The 15768-nt window shown below is 72.7% G+C and carries 13 protein-coding genes, 2 pseudogenes and 1 riboswitch; of the genes and pseudogenes, 3 read left to right on the plus strand and 12 right to left on the minus strand.

Features of this window, described 5'->3' with window-relative positions:
- Nucleotides 1-310 precede the first annotated feature (310 nt).
- Nucleotides 311-583: a type II toxin-antitoxin system Phd/YefM family antitoxin gene (locus ACJ9NR_RS16215; RefSeq protein ID WP_107478212.1), complete on the plus strand. Its 273-nt coding sequence runs from the start codon at nt 311-313 to the stop codon at nt 581-583.
- A complete protein-coding gene (locus tag ACJ9NR_RS16220; RefSeq protein ID WP_412488269.1) occupies nt 580-849 on the plus strand; it encodes a type II toxin-antitoxin system RelE family toxin in 270 nt (89 codons plus the stop codon). The genes ACJ9NR_RS16215 and ACJ9NR_RS16220 overlap by 4 nt, the downstream gene beginning before the upstream one ends.
- A gap of 26 nt (nt 850-875) precedes the next feature.
- Here ACJ9NR_RS16220 and ACJ9NR_RS16225 read toward each other — a convergent pair whose 3' ends face one another.
- The 6 genes and pseudogenes from ACJ9NR_RS16225 to ACJ9NR_RS16250 form a co-directional block, all read right to left on the minus strand.
- Nucleotides 876-1841 carry a Ppx/GppA phosphatase family protein gene (locus ACJ9NR_RS16225; RefSeq protein ID WP_412488850.1) on the minus strand — a complete coding sequence of 322 codons (966 nt, stop codon included), beginning with the start codon at nt 1839-1841 and terminating at the stop codon, nt 876-878.
- Nucleotides 1842-1997: 156 nt separating this feature from the next.
- Nucleotides 1998-2507, minus strand: a pseudogene (locus ACJ9NR_RS16230) (DUF501 domain-containing protein); the annotation flags it as partial.
- An 85-nt stretch (nt 2508-2592) separates the two neighbouring features.
- Entirely contained in the window at nt 2593-3069 is a 477-nt protein-coding gene (locus tag ACJ9NR_RS16235) for an FtsB family cell division protein (protein WP_412488270.1), read from the minus strand.
- A 125-nt stretch (nt 3070-3194) separates the two neighbouring features.
- Nucleotides 3195-4475, minus strand: coding sequence for a phosphopyruvate hydratase (gene eno, locus ACJ9NR_RS16240; RefSeq protein WP_412488271.1), 1281 nt, complete (start codon nt 4473-4475; stop codon nt 3195-3197).
- 372 nt (nt 4476-4847) lie between these two features.
- The gene (locus ACJ9NR_RS16245) at nt 4848-5528 is read right to left on the minus strand and encodes a transglycosylase family protein (protein ID WP_412488272.1); all 681 of its coding nucleotides are present in this window, start codon (nt 5526-5528) and stop codon (nt 4848-4850) included.
- 3 nt (nt 5529-5531) lie between these two features.
- Nucleotides 5532-5701: riboswitch (cyclic di-AMP (ydaO/yuaA leader) on the minus strand.
- A 195-nt stretch (nt 5702-5896) separates the two neighbouring features.
- On the minus strand, nt 5897-6985 hold the full coding sequence (locus ACJ9NR_RS16250) for a transglycosylase family protein (protein WP_412488273.1): 1089 nt from the start codon (nt 6983-6985) through the stop codon (nt 5897-5899).
- A 206-nt stretch (nt 6986-7191) separates the two neighbouring features.
- Here ACJ9NR_RS16250 and ACJ9NR_RS16255 point away from each other — a divergent pair, with 206 nt between their 5' ends.
- Complete coding sequence (locus tag ACJ9NR_RS16255; protein ID WP_412488274.1) at nt 7192-8430, plus strand: cytochrome P450 family protein; 1239 nt, start codon at nt 7192-7194, stop codon at nt 8428-8430.
- Nucleotides 8431-8538: 108 nt separating this feature from the next.
- On the opposite strand, the gene ACJ9NR_RS16260 is transcribed toward ACJ9NR_RS16255, so the two are convergent.
- From ACJ9NR_RS16260 to ACJ9NR_RS16285, 6 genes and pseudogenes are all read right to left on the minus strand, one after another.
- Nucleotides 8539-9516, minus strand: coding sequence for a nucleoside triphosphate pyrophosphohydrolase (locus tag ACJ9NR_RS16260; RefSeq protein ID WP_412488275.1), 978 nt, complete (start codon nt 9514-9516; stop codon nt 8539-8541).
- A 186-nt stretch (nt 9517-9702) separates the two neighbouring features.
- The gene (locus tag ACJ9NR_RS16265; RefSeq protein WP_412488276.1) at nt 9703-10347 is read right to left on the minus strand and encodes a SurA N-terminal domain-containing protein; all 645 of its coding nucleotides are present in this window, start codon (nt 10345-10347) and stop codon (nt 9703-9705) included.
- Between the two features lie 198 nt (nt 10348-10545).
- Nucleotides 10546-12039 (minus strand): protein kinase domain-containing protein, encoded by a 1494-nt coding sequence (locus ACJ9NR_RS16270; RefSeq protein WP_412488851.1) that lies wholly within the window; start codon nt 12037-12039, stop codon nt 10546-10548.
- 38 nt (nt 12040-12077) lie between these two features.
- Entirely contained in the window at nt 12078-12668 is a 591-nt protein-coding gene (locus tag ACJ9NR_RS16275) for a hypothetical protein (RefSeq protein ID WP_412488277.1), read from the minus strand.
- A gap of 103 nt (nt 12669-12771) precedes the next feature.
- Complete coding sequence (locus tag ACJ9NR_RS16280; RefSeq protein WP_412488852.1) at nt 12772-14811, minus strand: N-6 DNA methylase; 2040 nt, start codon at nt 14809-14811, stop codon at nt 12772-12774.
- 420 nt (nt 14812-15231) lie between these two features.
- A pseudogene (locus tag ACJ9NR_RS16285) lies at nt 15232-15624 on the minus strand (helix-turn-helix transcriptional regulator); the annotation flags it as partial.
- Nucleotides 15625-15768 lie beyond the last annotated feature (144 nt).

Genomic DNA, 15768 nt, shown 5'->3' on the forward strand with positions numbered 1-15768 from the left:
CATCCGTCCCGATTGAACACGTTCAAGGGCCTGTTGACCCCCGGAAAGCCCAACCGGCGCCTGTTTCGCGCGCCCACGAGGCGAAATTCCTTGTGAAGAACTTCACGAACTTCGCCGGCGGGGCGCCGCCGAGGGGCCCCGGAAGGCCCCTCGGCCACGCTCATACGCTATCCGACCTGCTCGTCCGAGAGCTACTGATCAGTAGCAAAGGAGACCTACGCCACCGACCAGGCGATGCCGTCGAGCGTCGCTCACGGATGCGACTCCCGACGGACGCCCGCGTGTACACGTGCACGCGTACACTGACTTCATGACTGAGAACACCGTGACCGTACGGGAAGCCCGCGCGCACCTCGCCGATCACATCAACCGGGCTGAGGAAGGTGTCCCGACCGTCATCACGCGCAATGGCGCCCCGGTGGCAGCCGTGGTCCCGATCTCGGACTTCGAAGCGTTGGAGGAAGCCGCCGACGTGATGCTGGCGCGCGAGGCCGAAGCGGTGCTGGCCGAGGGCGGCACCACCGTGACCATGGCGGAACTGCTCGCGGACCTGTTCACCGAGCACGACGGCGAGGCGGCGTGAAGTACGCCTTCCGGTTCACCACGGCGGCACAGCGGCAGCTCCGGGCCGTCAGCCGACCCGACGCCATGCGCATCCTGACCGCGTTGACCGCACTCGGCGACGACCCGTACCGCCAGGACGCCGACGTCAAGAAGCTCACCGGCGCGTCGGGCCTCTACCGGCTCCGGGTCGGAAGCTACAGGGTCGCCTACCAGATCAACGATGGTGAACTCGTCGTCCTCGTGGTCAAGGTGGGCGACCGGCGGGACGTCCACCGCAACCTGTGACGCCCCGCCCGGCCTGACAACGTCCCTCAGCGCGCCTCGGCGGCGCAGCTGTGAGCTATCCCGTCGAGGATGTCGTGCTCGCTCACCACGACCTCCCGCGCGCCGGTCCGCTCCATGATCGAGAGCAGTACGAGGGCGCCCGCCGCGATGACGTCGACGCGTCCCGGGTGCATCGAGGGAACGGCCGCGCGCTCGGCGTGGGTGGAGTGCAGCAGCCACTCGGTGATCTCGCGGACCTTCTCGCGGGAGACCCGGGAGTGGTGGATGCGCGAGGAGTCGTACCCGGGCAGCTCCTGCGCGATCGCCGACACGGTCGTGACCGAGCCCGCCAGGCCGACCAGCGTGCGCGCCTCGCGCAGCGGGACCGTCTCCTCGGCGAGGTCGAGGGCCCGCTCGACGTCGGCCCGCAGGGCCGCGATCTGCTCCTCGGCGGGCGGGTCGGTGACCGCCCCGTCCCGTACCAGGTGACGCTCGGTCATCCGCACGCAGCCGACGTCGACCGAACGCGCCCCGCGCACCCGGTCGTCGCCCACGACGAACTCGGTGGAGCCGCCGCCGATGTCCACGACGAGGTACGGCCTGGCCAGGTGGTCGCCGCCGGCCAGTTCCCGCGTCGCCCCGGTGAAGGAGTACTCCGCCTCCTGCTCGCCGGAGACGACCTCCGGCTCGACGCCGAGGATGTCCACGACACCGCGGACGAAGTCGTCGCGGTTGGAGGCGTCCCGGGAGGCCGAGGTGGCCACGAACCGGACCTTGCCGGCCCCGAGTCCGCGGATCACCTCCGCGTACTGCCGGCAGGCGGCGAAGGTCCGCTCCAGCGCCTCCGGAGCGAGCCGGCCGGTGCGGTCGACGTCCTGCCCGAGCCGCACGATCGTCATGCGCCGGTCGAGCTCCCGCAGCTCCCCGGTGGCCGCGTCGACGTCGGCGACGAGCAGCCGGATGGAGTTCGTGCCGCAGTCGACGGCGGCGACCCGGCTGAAGCCCGCGGGCACCGGCGGCGCGCCGGCGCGGACGCCGCCGCGGACCGCGGCGGGGCCGCGCACCTCGCCCTCCTCGCCGGGGTGTTCGTCCGCCGGGTCGGGCGCCGCCAGCGGCTGCACGCACGGGCCCTTGCGCCACCACGCGGGCAGCATCTCGATGGCCTCGTCGCCGAGCGGGTTGACACCCGGTCCCGCCGCCAGGGCGTGGCCGACCAGCACGTGCAGGCACTTCACCCGGTCCGGCATGCCGCCCGCGCTCGGGAAGCCCTCCAGGACCTCGATGGCGTCCCGCCGCGCGATGTAGTCCTCGTGCGCGGCGCGGTAGGCGGCGGCGAGTTCCGGGTCGGTCCTCAGCCGTTCGGTCATCTCCTTCATGACGCCGTTCGCCTCCAGCGTGCCGATCGCGGAGGCGGCGCGCGGGCAGGTCAGGTAGTACGTCGTCGGGAAGGGCGTGCCGTCGGGCAGCCGCGGCGCGGTCTCGACGACGTCCGGCTGCCCGCAGGGGCAGCGGTGCGCGATGGCGCGCAGCCCGCGCGGCGGCCGGCCGAGCTGCTGCTCGAAGGCCTCGACGTCCGCGGCGGTGGGCTCGGTGCGCGGGGTCGGCGGCAGATCGGAACGCTTCAGCGTGGGGGGCTGTCCTTGAGGGGCGGTGGCCGGGCGTCGGGCGGGCGTTTCCATGCCTGTCTTTCTGCTGGTTCGGGGGTTCACGGGCCGGCGGCTCACGAGCCCGGGTTCACGGGCCCGAGGTCCACGGGCCGGAGGCTCACCGGTCGGCGGCGTCCGACTTGTCGACGTCGTCCCAGACGTTCGTGTACCAGGGGCGGTCGGCCGCCCCCAGTTCGGACCGGGAGCGCTTGGCCGCGTTCGGGTCGACGACGACGTAACCCGTCTCGCCCGGCATCACATAGTGCAGCCGCTGCCGGATCTGCTGCTCGGCGTAGGAGTCGTCCTGCCAGCGCGCCTTGAGGTCGCGCAGCTGCTCGACCCGCTTTTGGGCCTGCTGCTTCTGCCGCTGCAGATCGGAGATCTGGGAGCGCTGGGAGACGTACTGCCTTATGGGATACGCGAGCGCCACGACCAGGGAGCACACGACCAGGGCGAGCAGGGCCGCGCGACCGGTCAGGCGCGAGCGGCGGGCCTGCCGCTTGGTCTGCGAACGGTAGACACGGGCCGCCGTCTGCTCGCCGAGCAGCCTGATCCTGGTCGCGGTCGAGAACCGGTCCCGGTCCTTCACGGCCATGTCCCCGCCTCCCGGTCACACGTGCGTACGTCCCCGCACACGGTACGGGACCGGTGCGGGGACGTACGTACGACTGGCGAGGGCTTGACCCCGGAAGGGTCAGACCTCGAGGGCCTCGAGGCCGGTCAGCCCTTGAAGCGGGGGAAGGCGCTGCGGCCGGCGTAGACCGCGGCGTCGTCGAGGATCTCCTCGATGCGCAGCAGCTGGTTGTACTTGGCGACGCGCTCGGAACGGGCCGGGGCGCCGGTCTTGATCTGGCCGCAGTTGGTGGCGACGGCGAGGTCGGCGATGGTGACGTCCTCGGTCTCGCCGGAGCGGTGGGACATCATGCACTTGAAGCCGTTGCGCTGGGCCAGCTCGACGGCGTCCAGGGTCTCGGTCAGCGAGCCGATCTGGTTCACCTTCACCAGGAGGGCGTTGGCGCTGCCCTCCTCGATGCCGCGGGCCAGGCGCTCGGGGTTGGTGACGAACAGGTCGTCGCCGACGATCTGGACCTTGTCGCCGAGGCGGTCGGTGAGGACCTTCCAGCCGGCCCAGTCGTCCTCGAACAGCGGGTCCTCGACGGAGACCAGCGGGTAGGCCGCGACCAGCTCCTCGTAGTACTCCGTCATCTCGGCGGCCGAGCGCTCCTTGCCCTCGAAGAGGTACTTGCCGTCCTTGTAGAACTCGGAGGCGGCGACGTCGAGCGCGAGGGCGATCTGCTCGCCGGGGGCGTAGCCGGCCTCCTTGATCGCTTCCAGGATGAGGTCGAGGGCCTCGCGGTTGGAGCCGAGGTTCGGGGCGAAGCCGCCCTCGTCGCCGAGGCCGGTGGCCAGGCCCTTGCTCTTCAGTACCTTCTTGAGGGTGTGGTAGACCTCGGCGCCCCAGCGCAGGGCCTCGGAGAAGGACTCCGCGCCGATCGGGGCGATCATGAACTCCTGGATGTCCACGTTGGAGTCGGCGTGCGAGCCGCCGTTCAGGATGTTCATCATCGGCACCGGCAGCAGGTGCGCGTTCGGGCCGCCCAGGTAGCGGAAGAGGGGCAGGTCGGACGCCTCGGAGGCGGCGTGGGCGACGGCGAGGGAGACGCCGAGGATGGCGTTGGCGCCGAGCGAGCCCTTGTTGTCGGTGGCGTCCAGGTCGAACATCGCCTGGTCGATCAGGCGCTGCTCGGTGGCGTCGTAGCCGACCAGCTCCGGGCCGATCTGCTCGATCACGGCGAGGACGGCCTTCTCGACGCCCTTGCCCTGGTAGCGGCCCGGGTCGCCGTCGCGGAGCTCGATGGCCTCGAAGGCGCCCGTGGAGGCGCCGGACGGGACGGCGGCACGACCCGTGCTGCCGTCGTCGAGGCCGACCTCGACCTCGACCGTGGGGTTGCCTCGGGAGTCCAGGATTTCCCGGGCTACGACGACGTCGATGGACGGCACGAGCATCTCCTTCATGGATGTGACACGGCTACGGCAGTAGCGCGGTGGCTCTGCGAGACGAGCCTAACCGGCTCCGGCCGTTCAGCCACGCGGTCGCCCACCCCTTGAGCAGAACCGAGAGTAAATTGTTTCCGAACGGAACAAAAACCGGCACGGAAGCGCACGCTCGGGCGCGCGAAAAGCCCCGCCCCGGTGCGTACGGGGGAACACGCACCGGGGCGGGGAGCCCGTGGGGGACGGGGCGGCCCCTCACGCGCCCCCTTGCTGGAGGGCGCGACTGTCAGGGCACCGCGAGTCCGGCTACCGGCCCGCCGTCACGTCAGGGGCGCCTGCGGGCCCGCCGTCACGTCAGGGGCGACTGCCGGCCCGCTGTCACTTCAGGTGCAGCTGCTGGCCCGGGTAGATGAGGTCGGCGTTCTGGACGATGTTCTTGTTCAGCTTGAACAGCTTCGCCCAGCCACCGGCGACGTGGTGCCTCGCGGCGATCGAGCTGAGGGTGTCGCCCTTGACGACCTTGTACTCGCCATCGCCCTTCTTGACCTTCTTGCCGGTCGGGGTGGTGACGGTCTTCTGGCTCTTGTGCGGCTTCACGGCCGGACGCTCGGAGGAGCGGGAGGCGGCCTGCGAGCCGGTGGAGCGGGTGGTGGTGCTCGGCTTCGAGGCGGCGGCACCGTTGTAGGCGGCGCCGGACAGGCCCGTGCCGCAGACCGGCCAGGCACCCTTGCCCTGGGAGGCGAGGACCTTCTCGGCGACGGCGATCTGCTGGGCCTTGCTGGCCTGGTTGGCCTGCGGGGCGTAGGCGGTGCCGCCGTACGCGGCCCAGGTGGAGGCGGAGAACTGCAGGCCGCCGTAGTAGCCGTTGCCGGTGTTGATGGACCAGTTGCCACCCGACTCGCACTGGGCGACCGTGTCCCACTCGGAGGCGGTGGCGGCGGAGGCGTTGCCGGCCGCCATCAGCGGGGCGGCGATGGCGACACCGGTGATGCCGGCGAACGCGGCGACCCGGGTGGCCTTGGACGGACGACGGTGCTTGCCCTGGCCGGAAAACAGCATGGTTGATCCCCTCACCGACGCCTGCGAGGTGAGCTGTCGGGTTCGGGCCGGTTGAGTTGCCCGGTCGTGCCTCGCTCTCGCTCGGCACGGCTACACCCCTAGCCGCCACCGGCAACTTCCCGGTGGGGCACTTACCTTGGGTCCCCCGCTCCTGCCTACGGCGCTTGACGCGACGACTGTTCCCGTACGGCCGCTGGCAGGATTCGGCGTTGCGGCGGACGGGGCTCGTGTTGACGAGCGATGAAGACCGTAGACACGCCCTCCGCGGAAATTCAAAGACGATCAGGGCCTCTGAGACTCATCCCACACTTTCACCAAACCGGACATTCCCGAGCGAAGCGTGACGTGAACTCCCGCTGGTTTTGGCCCTATTCGTCACCGAGTCGCAGGGTCTGACCGGCCACGATGTGGTTCGGGTCGTCGCCGATGGCCTTCTTGTTCTCGTCATACAGCGCGCGCCACCCGCCGCTCACGTCACGGGAGTCCGCGATGGAGGCGAGGGTGTCGCCGGCGCGGACGGTGTAGCCGGCGTCCGCGTGGCCGTCGGCGGTCGTCTCGTCCGCGCTCGCGCCACGGTGGCGGCCGGTACCGAGCGCGCCATTGTCGGACGCGCCGCTGCCGGACGCGGCGCTGCCGGACGCGGCGGCGCCGAGCGCGCCGGTGTCGACGAGGCTCCAGGAACCCGCGGCCTGCCGAGCGTTGTCCGGGTCGTCCGTCTCCGCCGGGTTCGCGGCCGAGCCGCCGCCCTGTGAAGCACTCGGGCCGCGAGGGGACGGGGACGTGGAGGCGGAGGCGGACGGCGAGGCGGACGTCCCGGATTCGGCTGAGTTGTCCGCCTTGCCGGTGGAGGCAGGAGACGAGCTGCCGGAGGGGTCCGAGGACGGATCGGCGGACGGATCCGACGAAGAGGACCCGGAGCCCCCGGACGAGCCGCCCGAGGAGTTGGACAGGCCGAGGGAATTCGACAGGCCGAGGGAGCCGGAGGTCGCTCCGGAATCGGAGGAGCCCGACGAGCCCGACGAACCCGACGAGCCGCTGCCGCCGTCCAGCACGCCGGTGTCGATGTCGGCCGAGTCCGCGGCCTTGCTCAGCCCGGTGGTCAGCCCGCAGGTGTGGAAGGCACCCACGCCCTGGTCCTGGAGGATCTTCTGGGCGACGGCGATCTGCTGGTTGCGGCTGGCCAGGTCGGGCCGCGGGGCGTAGTCGAGACCCCCGTACCTCTCCCAGTCGTCCTGGCTCAACTGCAGGCCGCCGTACAGGCCGTTGCCGCTGTTCTGGCTCCAGGCCCCGTCGGTCTCGCACTGCGCCACCTTGTCCCACGTGGCGCCGTCGTCGGCGGCGCTCGCGGCGGAGGCGGCGAGGAGCGGGATGGCGATCGCGGAACCGGTCACCCCGGCGGCGACGATGATGGCGGGGGCCTGGCGGGGGCGACGGTGCCGACCGTTCCCGGAGAGCATGCGAGGGCCTTTCGGAGACAGCATTGACCGGCGCGGCGCATGGCGCTCCGCACACCGCGCTGGTGGGTGAAAGTATCGGCTGACGATCACTTGTCACAAGTTAATGCCGCGCAGATCACGTGAAGATCACATAGTTGAAGGCGTGTCATCTTTGACCTGTTCCGCACGGTCGGGCGATCAGCGGCCGGTGCCTATACGGTCGTTCCGTGACCGTCCCGAACGCCGCCCCCGAACTGTTCACGTGGGAATTCGCCTCCGATCCCTACCCGGCCTACGCCTGGCTGCGCGAGCATTCCCCCGTCCACTGGACGAGACTGCCCAGCGGGGTCGAGGCGTGGCTGGTCACGCGCTACGCCGACGCACGTCAGGCGCTCGCGGACGGGCGGCTGTCGAAGAACCCCGACCATCACGCCGAGGACGCGCAGGGCAAGAGCAGGACCGGCATCCCGGGCGAGCGCAGCGCCAATCTGATGACGCACCTGCTCAACCTCGATCCGCCGGACCACACCCGGCTGCGCCGTCTCGTGTCCAAGGCGTTCACGCCGCGCAGGGTGGCGGAATTCACGCCGCGGGTGCAGGAGTTGACGGACGGCCTGATCGACCGGTTCGCGCCACGCGGCGAGGCCGATCTGATCCACGAGTTCGCCTTCCCCCTCCCCATCCACGCCATCTGCGACCTCCTCGGCGTCCCGCGCGAGGACCAGGACGACTTCCGCGAGTGGGCGGGGATGATGATCCGGCACGGCGGGGGGCCGCGCGGCGGGGTCGCCCGCTCGGTGAAGAAGATCCGCGGTTATCTCGCCGAACTCATCCACCGCAAGCGCGGCGACCTCGGCGACGACCTGATCTCGGGCCTCATCCGCGCCTCGGACCACGGCGAGCATCTGACCGAGAACGAGGCCGCCGCGATGTGCTTCGTGCTCCTCTTCGCCGGTTTCGAGACCACCATCAACCTCATCGGCAACGGCACGTACGCGCTGCTGCGCGACCCGGGGCAGCGGGCGCGGCTCCAGGAGGCGGTCGAGCACGGTGACACGGCGCTGCTCGACACCGCCGTCGAGGAACTGCTCCGCTACGACGGCCCCGTGGAACTGGCCACCTGGCGCTTCGCCACCGAGCCGCTCGCCATCGGCGGGCAGCGCGTCGCCACCGGGGATCCCGTCCTGGTCGTCCTCGCGGCGGCGGACCGCGACCCCGCCCGCTTCACCGAGCCCGACACCCTGGACCTCTCCCGCCGCGACAACCCGCACCTCGGCTACGGCCACGGCATCCACTACTGCCTCGGCGCTCCCCTGGCCCGCCTGGAGACCCGCACCGCGCTGGAGACCCTGCTCCGCCGCCTCCCCGACCTCGACCTCGCCGCCGACCCGGCCGACCTGCGCCGGCGCGGCGGGCTCATCATGCGCGGCTTGCGAGAACTGCCCGTACGGTTCACGCCGTCCTGACGGGCGCCGTCTCCCGTCCTGACGGGCGTCATCCCCGTCCCCGTCTTGTCGTCCGTCCTCCCGGCCCCCGTCCTCCCATCCGTCCTACCGCCCGCCCTACTGTCCGCCCTACCGGGTGGTCTCCTCCGCCTGTCTGATCGCGTCGCGGTAGGCGCGGGCCGCCGCGCGCAGTGCCGCTTCCGGGTCCACGCCCTCGGCCTCGGCGCGTACCGCGAGGGCCAGCAGCTCGTAGCCGACGCCCTCCGACCGCGGGAGGGGCACGTCCAGGCCCGCGGTCCGGGTGCGGGAGGCCAGCTTCGCGGCGAGGGCGAGGCCGGGCTGGCCCAGGGGGACGCCCTCCGTCACCGAGGTGCGCCGCTTCTCCACCGCCTTGGTGCGCAGCCAGTGCTCCTTGACCTCCTCCGGCGTCGACGCGGTCTCGTCGCCGAAGACGTGCGGGTGGCGGTGGATGAGCTTGGTGACGATGCTGGCGGCGACGTCGTCGACGGAGAAGGGCGCGTCCGGGTCCTCCTCGGCGATACGGGAGTGGAAGACCACCTGGAGCAGGACGTCGCCGAGCTCCTCGCGCAGTTCCTCGCGGTCACCGTCCTCGATCGCCTCGACGAGTTCGTACGCCTCCTCGATGCCGTACTTCGCCAGCCCCTTGTGGGTCTGCTGGGAGGACCACGGGCACTCCACGCGGATCCGGTCCATGACCTGCACGAGATCGAGGAGGCGGGCGCCCGGCAGGTCGTAGGAGGCGGGGAGCAGCTCCAGCTCCGGCATCCGCACCCGCCCGGAGCCCGCGAGGCGCGCGAGGCCGTCGGTGAGGGCCGGCTCGCCCTCCCCGGTGGCCACGACCACGACCGTGCGGCCCCCGGCGCACGCACTGACCAGCTCCTCGGCGGTGGGCGACGCCTCGTCGACGGCTATGCCGGCCTCGCGCAGATACGGCAGCTGCGGATGCGCGCCGTCCGCGCACAGCACGCGGTCGGCGGCGCGCAGCGCCTGCCAGGCGGGCCAGGACAGCAGGCCGGGCGCGACGCGGTGGCTGGTGGTGAGCAGGACGATGCGGCCGGGCGCCTCTTCGGAGCTGGTTGCGTTCACGATCCGAAAGTAACCCACGCCGCCGACCGACCCGGGAGTTGTCCACAGGCAGCCCGTCGCCGGACCGGCCGGCCGCCCGCCGGCCGTCCACAGGCAGGTGGTCACAGGCAGGCGGTCACAGGCAGGCGGTCACAGGCAGGCGGTCACAGGCAGGTCAGCTACAGGGCGGCACGCCCCGCCGTACCGTTACGCCGACTGCTGCGTCCCCGATGCCGTGACCTCGCGCACCCACGGCGTCTTCGCGTCGACGCGGCTGCTCTTCTTCACGTCCCAGGCGCCGTAGCGCGGGTTCAGGTCGACCTTGAGTTCCTCGGACGCCTTGGAGAGGGCCTTCCAGAAGGCCGGCTTGCTGGTGTCGGTGCCGAGGCTCTGGGCGAGCTTCTGCGCCTCCAGCTGGAGGCGCAGGTTGTCGTCGAGGCGCTTCGGCGCGACCCCGTACTGCTGCAGCCAGGCCGTCTCCAGCGCCTTGGAGCCGCCGACCTGCTGTTCCAGGCCGGTGCGCATCTGCTGGATCTCCTTGGACGTGACCGTGACGCCCGCGTCCCTCGCGGCCCGGTGCAGCACCCGGTCGAGGACCATGCTGTGCAGGGTGTCGCGGGTGAGGCTGCCGGTCTGCGCGAGGGCCTGCTGGTACTGGGCGTCGTCCTTCACGGCCGCGCGCTGTGCCGTGCGCACCTCGCTCACCCGGTTCTCCAGTTGCGCAACGGTGATCCGCTGCCCGCCGACCACGGCGGCCGCGCCGGGGTGCGCGTCGCTTCCGCAGGCGGTGAGCAGGGGAGCCGCGGCGGCGACCACGGCAGTGAGGACGAGCGCGGTGCGACGGCGGTGCAAGGGAACCTCCCGAGGAGATTGTGCGGCGATGCACAAAGTCTTGCGATGATCGATGGTAGGCAGTGGGCAGGCTCTGGCCAACCCATTCGACCAACGATTCACCACGACTTCGGGCACCGCCGCGCCCCCGCGGCGCGGCACGCGCGCGTGCGGGTGTCAGCCCGTGATGGCCACCGGCCCGTCCCAGGCGTCGCGGTCCTAGCCGCGCACCTGTCCCAGCCACTGGAGCGTCCGCCGTACCTCCACCGCGAGCGGGTGGCCGGGGCCGCGCAGGCGCTCCACGTCCATCAGCAGGCGGGCGAGCGTGTCGTGGGCGGCGGCCCGGTCGCCGAGGGCGAGCAGGAGGTGGCCGATGCGGCGGCGGACGTCGTGGGAGAGCTCGAGGTCTCCGGCCACGTACTGGTTCTCGTAGTACGGCAGCAGCGCGCGGTATTCGGCCAGCGCGGCCGCTGGTTCGCCGAGCGACTCCAGGCACTGGGCGGCCTCGTAGCGGAAGCGGAGCGACTGGGGGTCGGCCTGTCCGGCCTCGGCGGCGCGCTCGTCGGCGAGGCGGCGCAGTTCGGGCAGCGCGCGCCGGTACTGGCCGTCGTCCATGAGGGTCGCCGCGTACTGCTTGCGCAGCGTGCGGACCACCGGGGAGTGCTCGCCGTGCTGTTCGGCGGCGGTGGGCAGGATCGCGCCGAGAATGTCGACGGCCTGCGTGATGCGTCCCTCGCCGAGCAGGCGCTTGACCTCGTCGACGGCGTGGGCGACGTCCGGCCGCTCCGCCCTCTCGGCCGTCGGCGCGGCCGGGGCGGGCCGGGGTGCGGGAGTGCGCGCGCGGTCCGGCCAGGGGGCGTGCGGACGCAGGAAGGGCCGCGTGGGGTCCAGGGGCGCCCCCGTGGGCGTCCCGCGCGCGGGCAGGAGCGGTTCCAGGTGCTCGTAGACCTCCTGCGCGGAGGCGGGGCGGTGCTGCGGGTCCTTGGCGAGCAGGCGCAGGACCAGGGCCTCCAGCGCCTCCGGGACCTCGGGCCGGACGCGGCGCACGGGCAATGGCGGCTCGTAGAGGTGCCGGTGCAGCACGCCGAGGGCCGTGGAGCCGGCGAAGGGGACGTCGCCGCTGAGGAGTTCGTGCAGCAGCACGCCGAGCGCGTAGAGGTCGGTGTAGGGGCCGACCGCACCGCCCATCGCCTGCTCGGGTGCCATGTAGGCGGGCGAGCCGATGGGCGAACCGGTGTGGGTCAGCCGCGTGGTGTCGGTGTCCATCACGGAGGCGACGCCGAGGTCGAGGACGGTGACCGTGCCGTCCTGCTTGACCATGACGTTGCGCGGCTTGAGGTCGCGGTGGACGATCGGCACGGCGTGCACGGCGCTGAGCACGGCGCACAGTTGCGCGACGACCGCGACCGCCCACCGCCAGGGGTAGGGGTCGTGCTCGGCGAGGTGGTCGGAGAGGTCGGCGCCGTCGACGTACTGCATGACGAGGAACAGTTCCTCGTCATCGCTGCCCGCGTCGTGCACCGTGACCAGGCCGGGGTGGTCGACCTGCGCGGTCACCCGGCACTCGCGCACGAAGCGGCGGCGCAGTTCGTCGGCCTCCTGGCCCGCCACCTTGTCGGGGCGCAGCAGCTTCACCGCCACGCGCCGGTCGAGCCGCTGGTCGTAGGCGGTCCACACCTGGCCCATGCCGCCCTGTCCGATGAGTGTGGACAGCGCATACCGGCCGGCGACCACCCGCCCTGTCGTCGCCGTCACCTTCCGCCCTCGTGGCCGCCGTCGGTCCGGCCGGGGTGCTGGCGCAGATAGTCGCTGAGCTCGTCGAGCTCGGCCCGCACCTGGTCGATACGGGCGGGGGCGGGGCGTTGGGGCGGGGGCGGCGGGACGGGCATCTGCGGCGCGGGGGCGGCCGGGGTCTGCGGGACTGTGGCCGCGTACGGCGACGGGCCCTGCGGATAGCCGTAGTTCACGCCCTGGGCGGGGGGCGGCGGATAACCGGGGACGTACGGCCGGTGGTGACGTATGTCCGCGTACAGGAAGTAGCCGGCGCAGGCTGCGGCGTTGAGCAGCAGGATGGCCATTCCGATGTTGCCGTTCACCGTGCTGAAGTCGTCCGTGTGGTCGGTGGCGAGGAACCCGAAGCTGACGCCGAGGACCGCCAGCGAGCCCCCGAAGACCCACCAGTCACCGCGCCTGCGGGTCACGATCGCCGCCCGCAGCGTCGCCACCCAGGACAGGAACCCGATACTGAGGATCGCCACCGCCACGAAGATCACGCGCAGCAGCACCAGCACCCCGGTCGGGGGTCGGCGCTGCTGAGGCGGGGCGTAGCCGTGGCCCTGCATGGCTGCTCCTGGGGACCTGATGTGGACGAACGTGGGTGCCGGGTCCGAGCGTATAGGCCGACAGGGACAACCGGTCCCGGGATGTACCGAACCGTTGTCCGCGTCAGCCCGGGGCGACCGTCCCGTCCGTCAGCCCGTCGTACATCCCGCGTACCAGTTGTTCCCCCAGCCGGCCCGCCTGCCTGAGGGCGCGCTCGAAATCGTCGAGGGCGCGGAAGCGGGCGCCGTAGCGGCGCTGTTCGTCGAGAGGGAGCCGGGGCAGCTGGAGGCGGCGGACATCGAGCCGGGTCGCCGTGGAGGCGTAGCTGCTGGCCTGGCGGTTGTTGGCGGTGCCGCGCAGGAAGCCGGCGAGGAACCAGGAGTCGAGGGCCGCGGGAACGGGGCGCAGCAGAACGAGGTTGCGCCCCAGGGCGGCGCCGCTGGTCGCGCCGTCGATCACGCGCGCGACCGCGCCGCCGCCGAGCACCGGCACCACCACGTCGCCCGGTTCGGTCAGCACGGCCTCCTCGTCGCTCTCGGGCAGGGCCCCGGAGGGTGCCGTACCGGCGAGGACGTCATGGTCGGTGAGCACGGGCACGCGCGCGTGCCCGCCGTTTCCTCCGGTGCGCATCACCAGGGCTCCCCCACGCGCGAGTTCACCGACCGTGGTGAGCGGCCAGCGCGCGGGCGGTGCGGGATCGGCGGGCGGCGGGGTGAGGTCGGCGGTCAGCCGCAGGGTCTCACCGAGGCGTTCGCGTACGGCGGTGAGCGCGCCGGCGCCGTCGGCCGCCGCGGGGGGCGGCAGGTGCCGGGCCGGGGCGAGGTCGACGTCGTCGTCGAGGAGGTCGATGACGGGCAGCGAGCGCGCGAGGCCGGGGCGCTCTTCGAGGGTGCCGGCGGAGTCGTGGGCCCGCCAGGCGTCGAGGACGCTCTCGCGCACGGCACGCCAGTCGGGCCCGCCGCGGCCCTCGGTGGCGAACTGCCCGGTGTCCACGAGCAGCAACTCCGGTTGCGCGAGCACCCTGCCGGGCCGCCGCAGCACCCACAGGTGCAGCGGGATGTTGTACGGCGGTGCCGCACCGACGGGCAGGGCGACGACGGCGCGCAGCGCGCCGCGGCGCAGCAGGTCCGCGCGGATGCGGCGGCCGGAGCGCCGGGAGGCGGCGGCGGGCGGCATGAGGAGCACGGCGGTGCCGCCGTCCTTCAGGCGGGCGAGGGCGTGCTGCACCCAGGCCAGCTCGGACTCGTTGCGGGCGGGGAAGCCGTACTCCCAGCGGGGGTCGTAGGCGAGTTCGTCGTGCCCCCAGTTGCGTTCGTTGAACGGCGGATGGCACAGGACGGCGTCGGCGCGCAGGTCGGGAAAGGCGTCGGCGCGGAGCGTGTCCCCTGTGGCGGTGCGCACGGCGGCCAGGCTGCGCAGGGCGAGGCGGAGCGCGGTGAGCGCGGCCAGTTCGGGAGCGCTGTCCTGGGCGTACAGCTCCTGGGCGGGACGGGGGGCGACGGCGCGCAGCAGGGCGCCGGTGCCGCAGGCCGGGTCGAGGAAGGTGCGCACGGGGCCGGCCAGGTCGGCCATCAGGCCCGCCAGGTCGGCGGGGGTCGGCGTGTACTGGCGCGGGTTGGCGTCGAGGTACCGGCCGAGCAGGAACTCGAAAGTCTGCCGGGCACCCAACTCGGCGGCGAGCTCGGCGGCACCGCGCAGCAGGGGGCAGGACGGCAGAAGCTCCGGTCCGGTGGGGGCGTGAACGGCCGGCGGGCCGCTCACAGCCGCCCCCTCCGCGACCACGGCCCCCCTCCCGGCCACCGCGCCTCCCGCCCCGGCCTCCGGTCCCATGCCGGCCACCGGCCCCGCTCCGACCGCCGGTCCCGTCCCAGCCACCGCTCCCGTCCCAGTCGCCGGTCCCGTCCCAGTCGCCGGTCCCGTCCCAGTCGCCGGTACTGCCCCGGTCTCTGGGCCCGCTCCGACCGCCGGGCCCCCTCCGACCGCCGGTCCCATCCCAGCCGTCGGTACTGCCCCGGTCTCCGGGCCCCCTCCGACCGCCTGGCCCGTCCCGACCACCGGTCCCATCCCAGTCGCCGGTACTGCCCCGGTCTCCGGGCCCGCTCCGACCGCCGGTCCGTTCCCGGCCACCGGTCCGTTCCCGGCCACCGGTCCGTTCCCGGCCACCGGTCCGTTCCCGGCCACCGGTCCGTTCCCGGCCACCGGTCCGTTCCCGGCCACCGGTCCGTTCCCGGCCACCGGTCCGTTTCCGACCGCCGGTCCGTTTCCGACCGCCGGTCCACCGATCCCGCTCGCCGATCCCATACCGGACGCCGGTCCGTCACCGGGCACGGATCCCTGCCCGGCCGCCGATCCGTCACCGGCCACGGATCCCTGCCCGGCCGCCGATCCCTTCCCGGAGCCAGGTCCGTTCCCGGAGCCAGGCCCATACCCGGGCCCGGCCCCACTCCCGGACGCGGGCCCATACCCGGAGCCAGGCCCATACCCAGACCCGGCCCCACTCCCAGACGCGGGCCCATACCCAGACGCGGGCCCATACCCGGAGCCGGGCCCGTTCCCGGCCGCCGGCTCCGTCCCGGTCGCTGAGCCGAACCGGGGTGCCAGCACCTCTTCCAGGGCCTGCGGCAGCCGGGCGGTCAGTCGCTCGTCCGATCCGGCGCTCACCTCCAGCCACACGGTGGGCCGGGCGTGGATGAGCAGCAGGACGCAGCCGGCGTGCGTGAGCGCCGTGAGGGGGCCCGCGGGATGGCCGGCGAGCTGCTGCCAGACGCGCTCCCGCAGCGGGACCTCGGCGAGTTTGCCCTGCTCGCGCAGCCAGGCCTCGACCTCGGCGAGCGCGAAGGACGGGCTGGTCTCGGTGCCTCCGACCGGCTTGGGGAAGTCGGCATGACGGCGGCGCCAGTTACTGACGGCGGCGCGGCCGACCCCGGCGAGCCGCGCGATGCCCGCGGCGGTCACCTCTGTCGCGTTGTCCTGCACCGGCGGCTCCCCTCGTCGTCCCCCACCGTGTGAGGCGAGCATACCGACGTGCGCAAGATCCATGGGTTCACGGGCGTGTATCCGATGTGACTCGTGAACTGTGTTGACTCGGTTCACAGTCTCTGCTCTTATTGACCCAGCGAA

Source organism: Streptomyces sediminimaris, from assembly GCF_047049295.1.
Classification (GTDB): domain Bacteria; phylum Actinomycetota; class Actinomycetes; order Streptomycetales; family Streptomycetaceae; genus Streptomyces; species Streptomyces sediminimaris.

Bases quoted from the DNA above. Each gene is read 5' to 3' on its own strand.
- ACJ9NR_RS16215 (WP_107478212.1), top strand. From the start codon at position 311: ATGACTGAGAACACCGTGACCGTACGGGAAGCCCGCGCGCACCTCGCC.
- ACJ9NR_RS16235 (WP_412488270.1), bottom strand. From the start codon at position 3,069: ATGGCCGTGAAGGACCGGGACCGGTTCTCGACCGCGACCAGGATCAGG.
- ACJ9NR_RS16245 (WP_412488272.1), bottom strand. From the start codon at position 5,528: ATGCTGTTTTCCGGCCAGGGCAAGCACCGTCGTCCGTCCAAGGCCACC.
- ACJ9NR_RS16250 (WP_412488273.1), bottom strand. From the start codon at position 6,985: ATGCTCTCCGGGAACGGTCGGCACCGTCGCCCCCGCCAGGCCCCCGCC.
- ACJ9NR_RS16275 (WP_412488277.1), bottom strand. From the start codon at position 12,668: ATGCAGGGCCACGGCTACGCCCCGCCTCAGCAGCGCCGACCCCCGACC.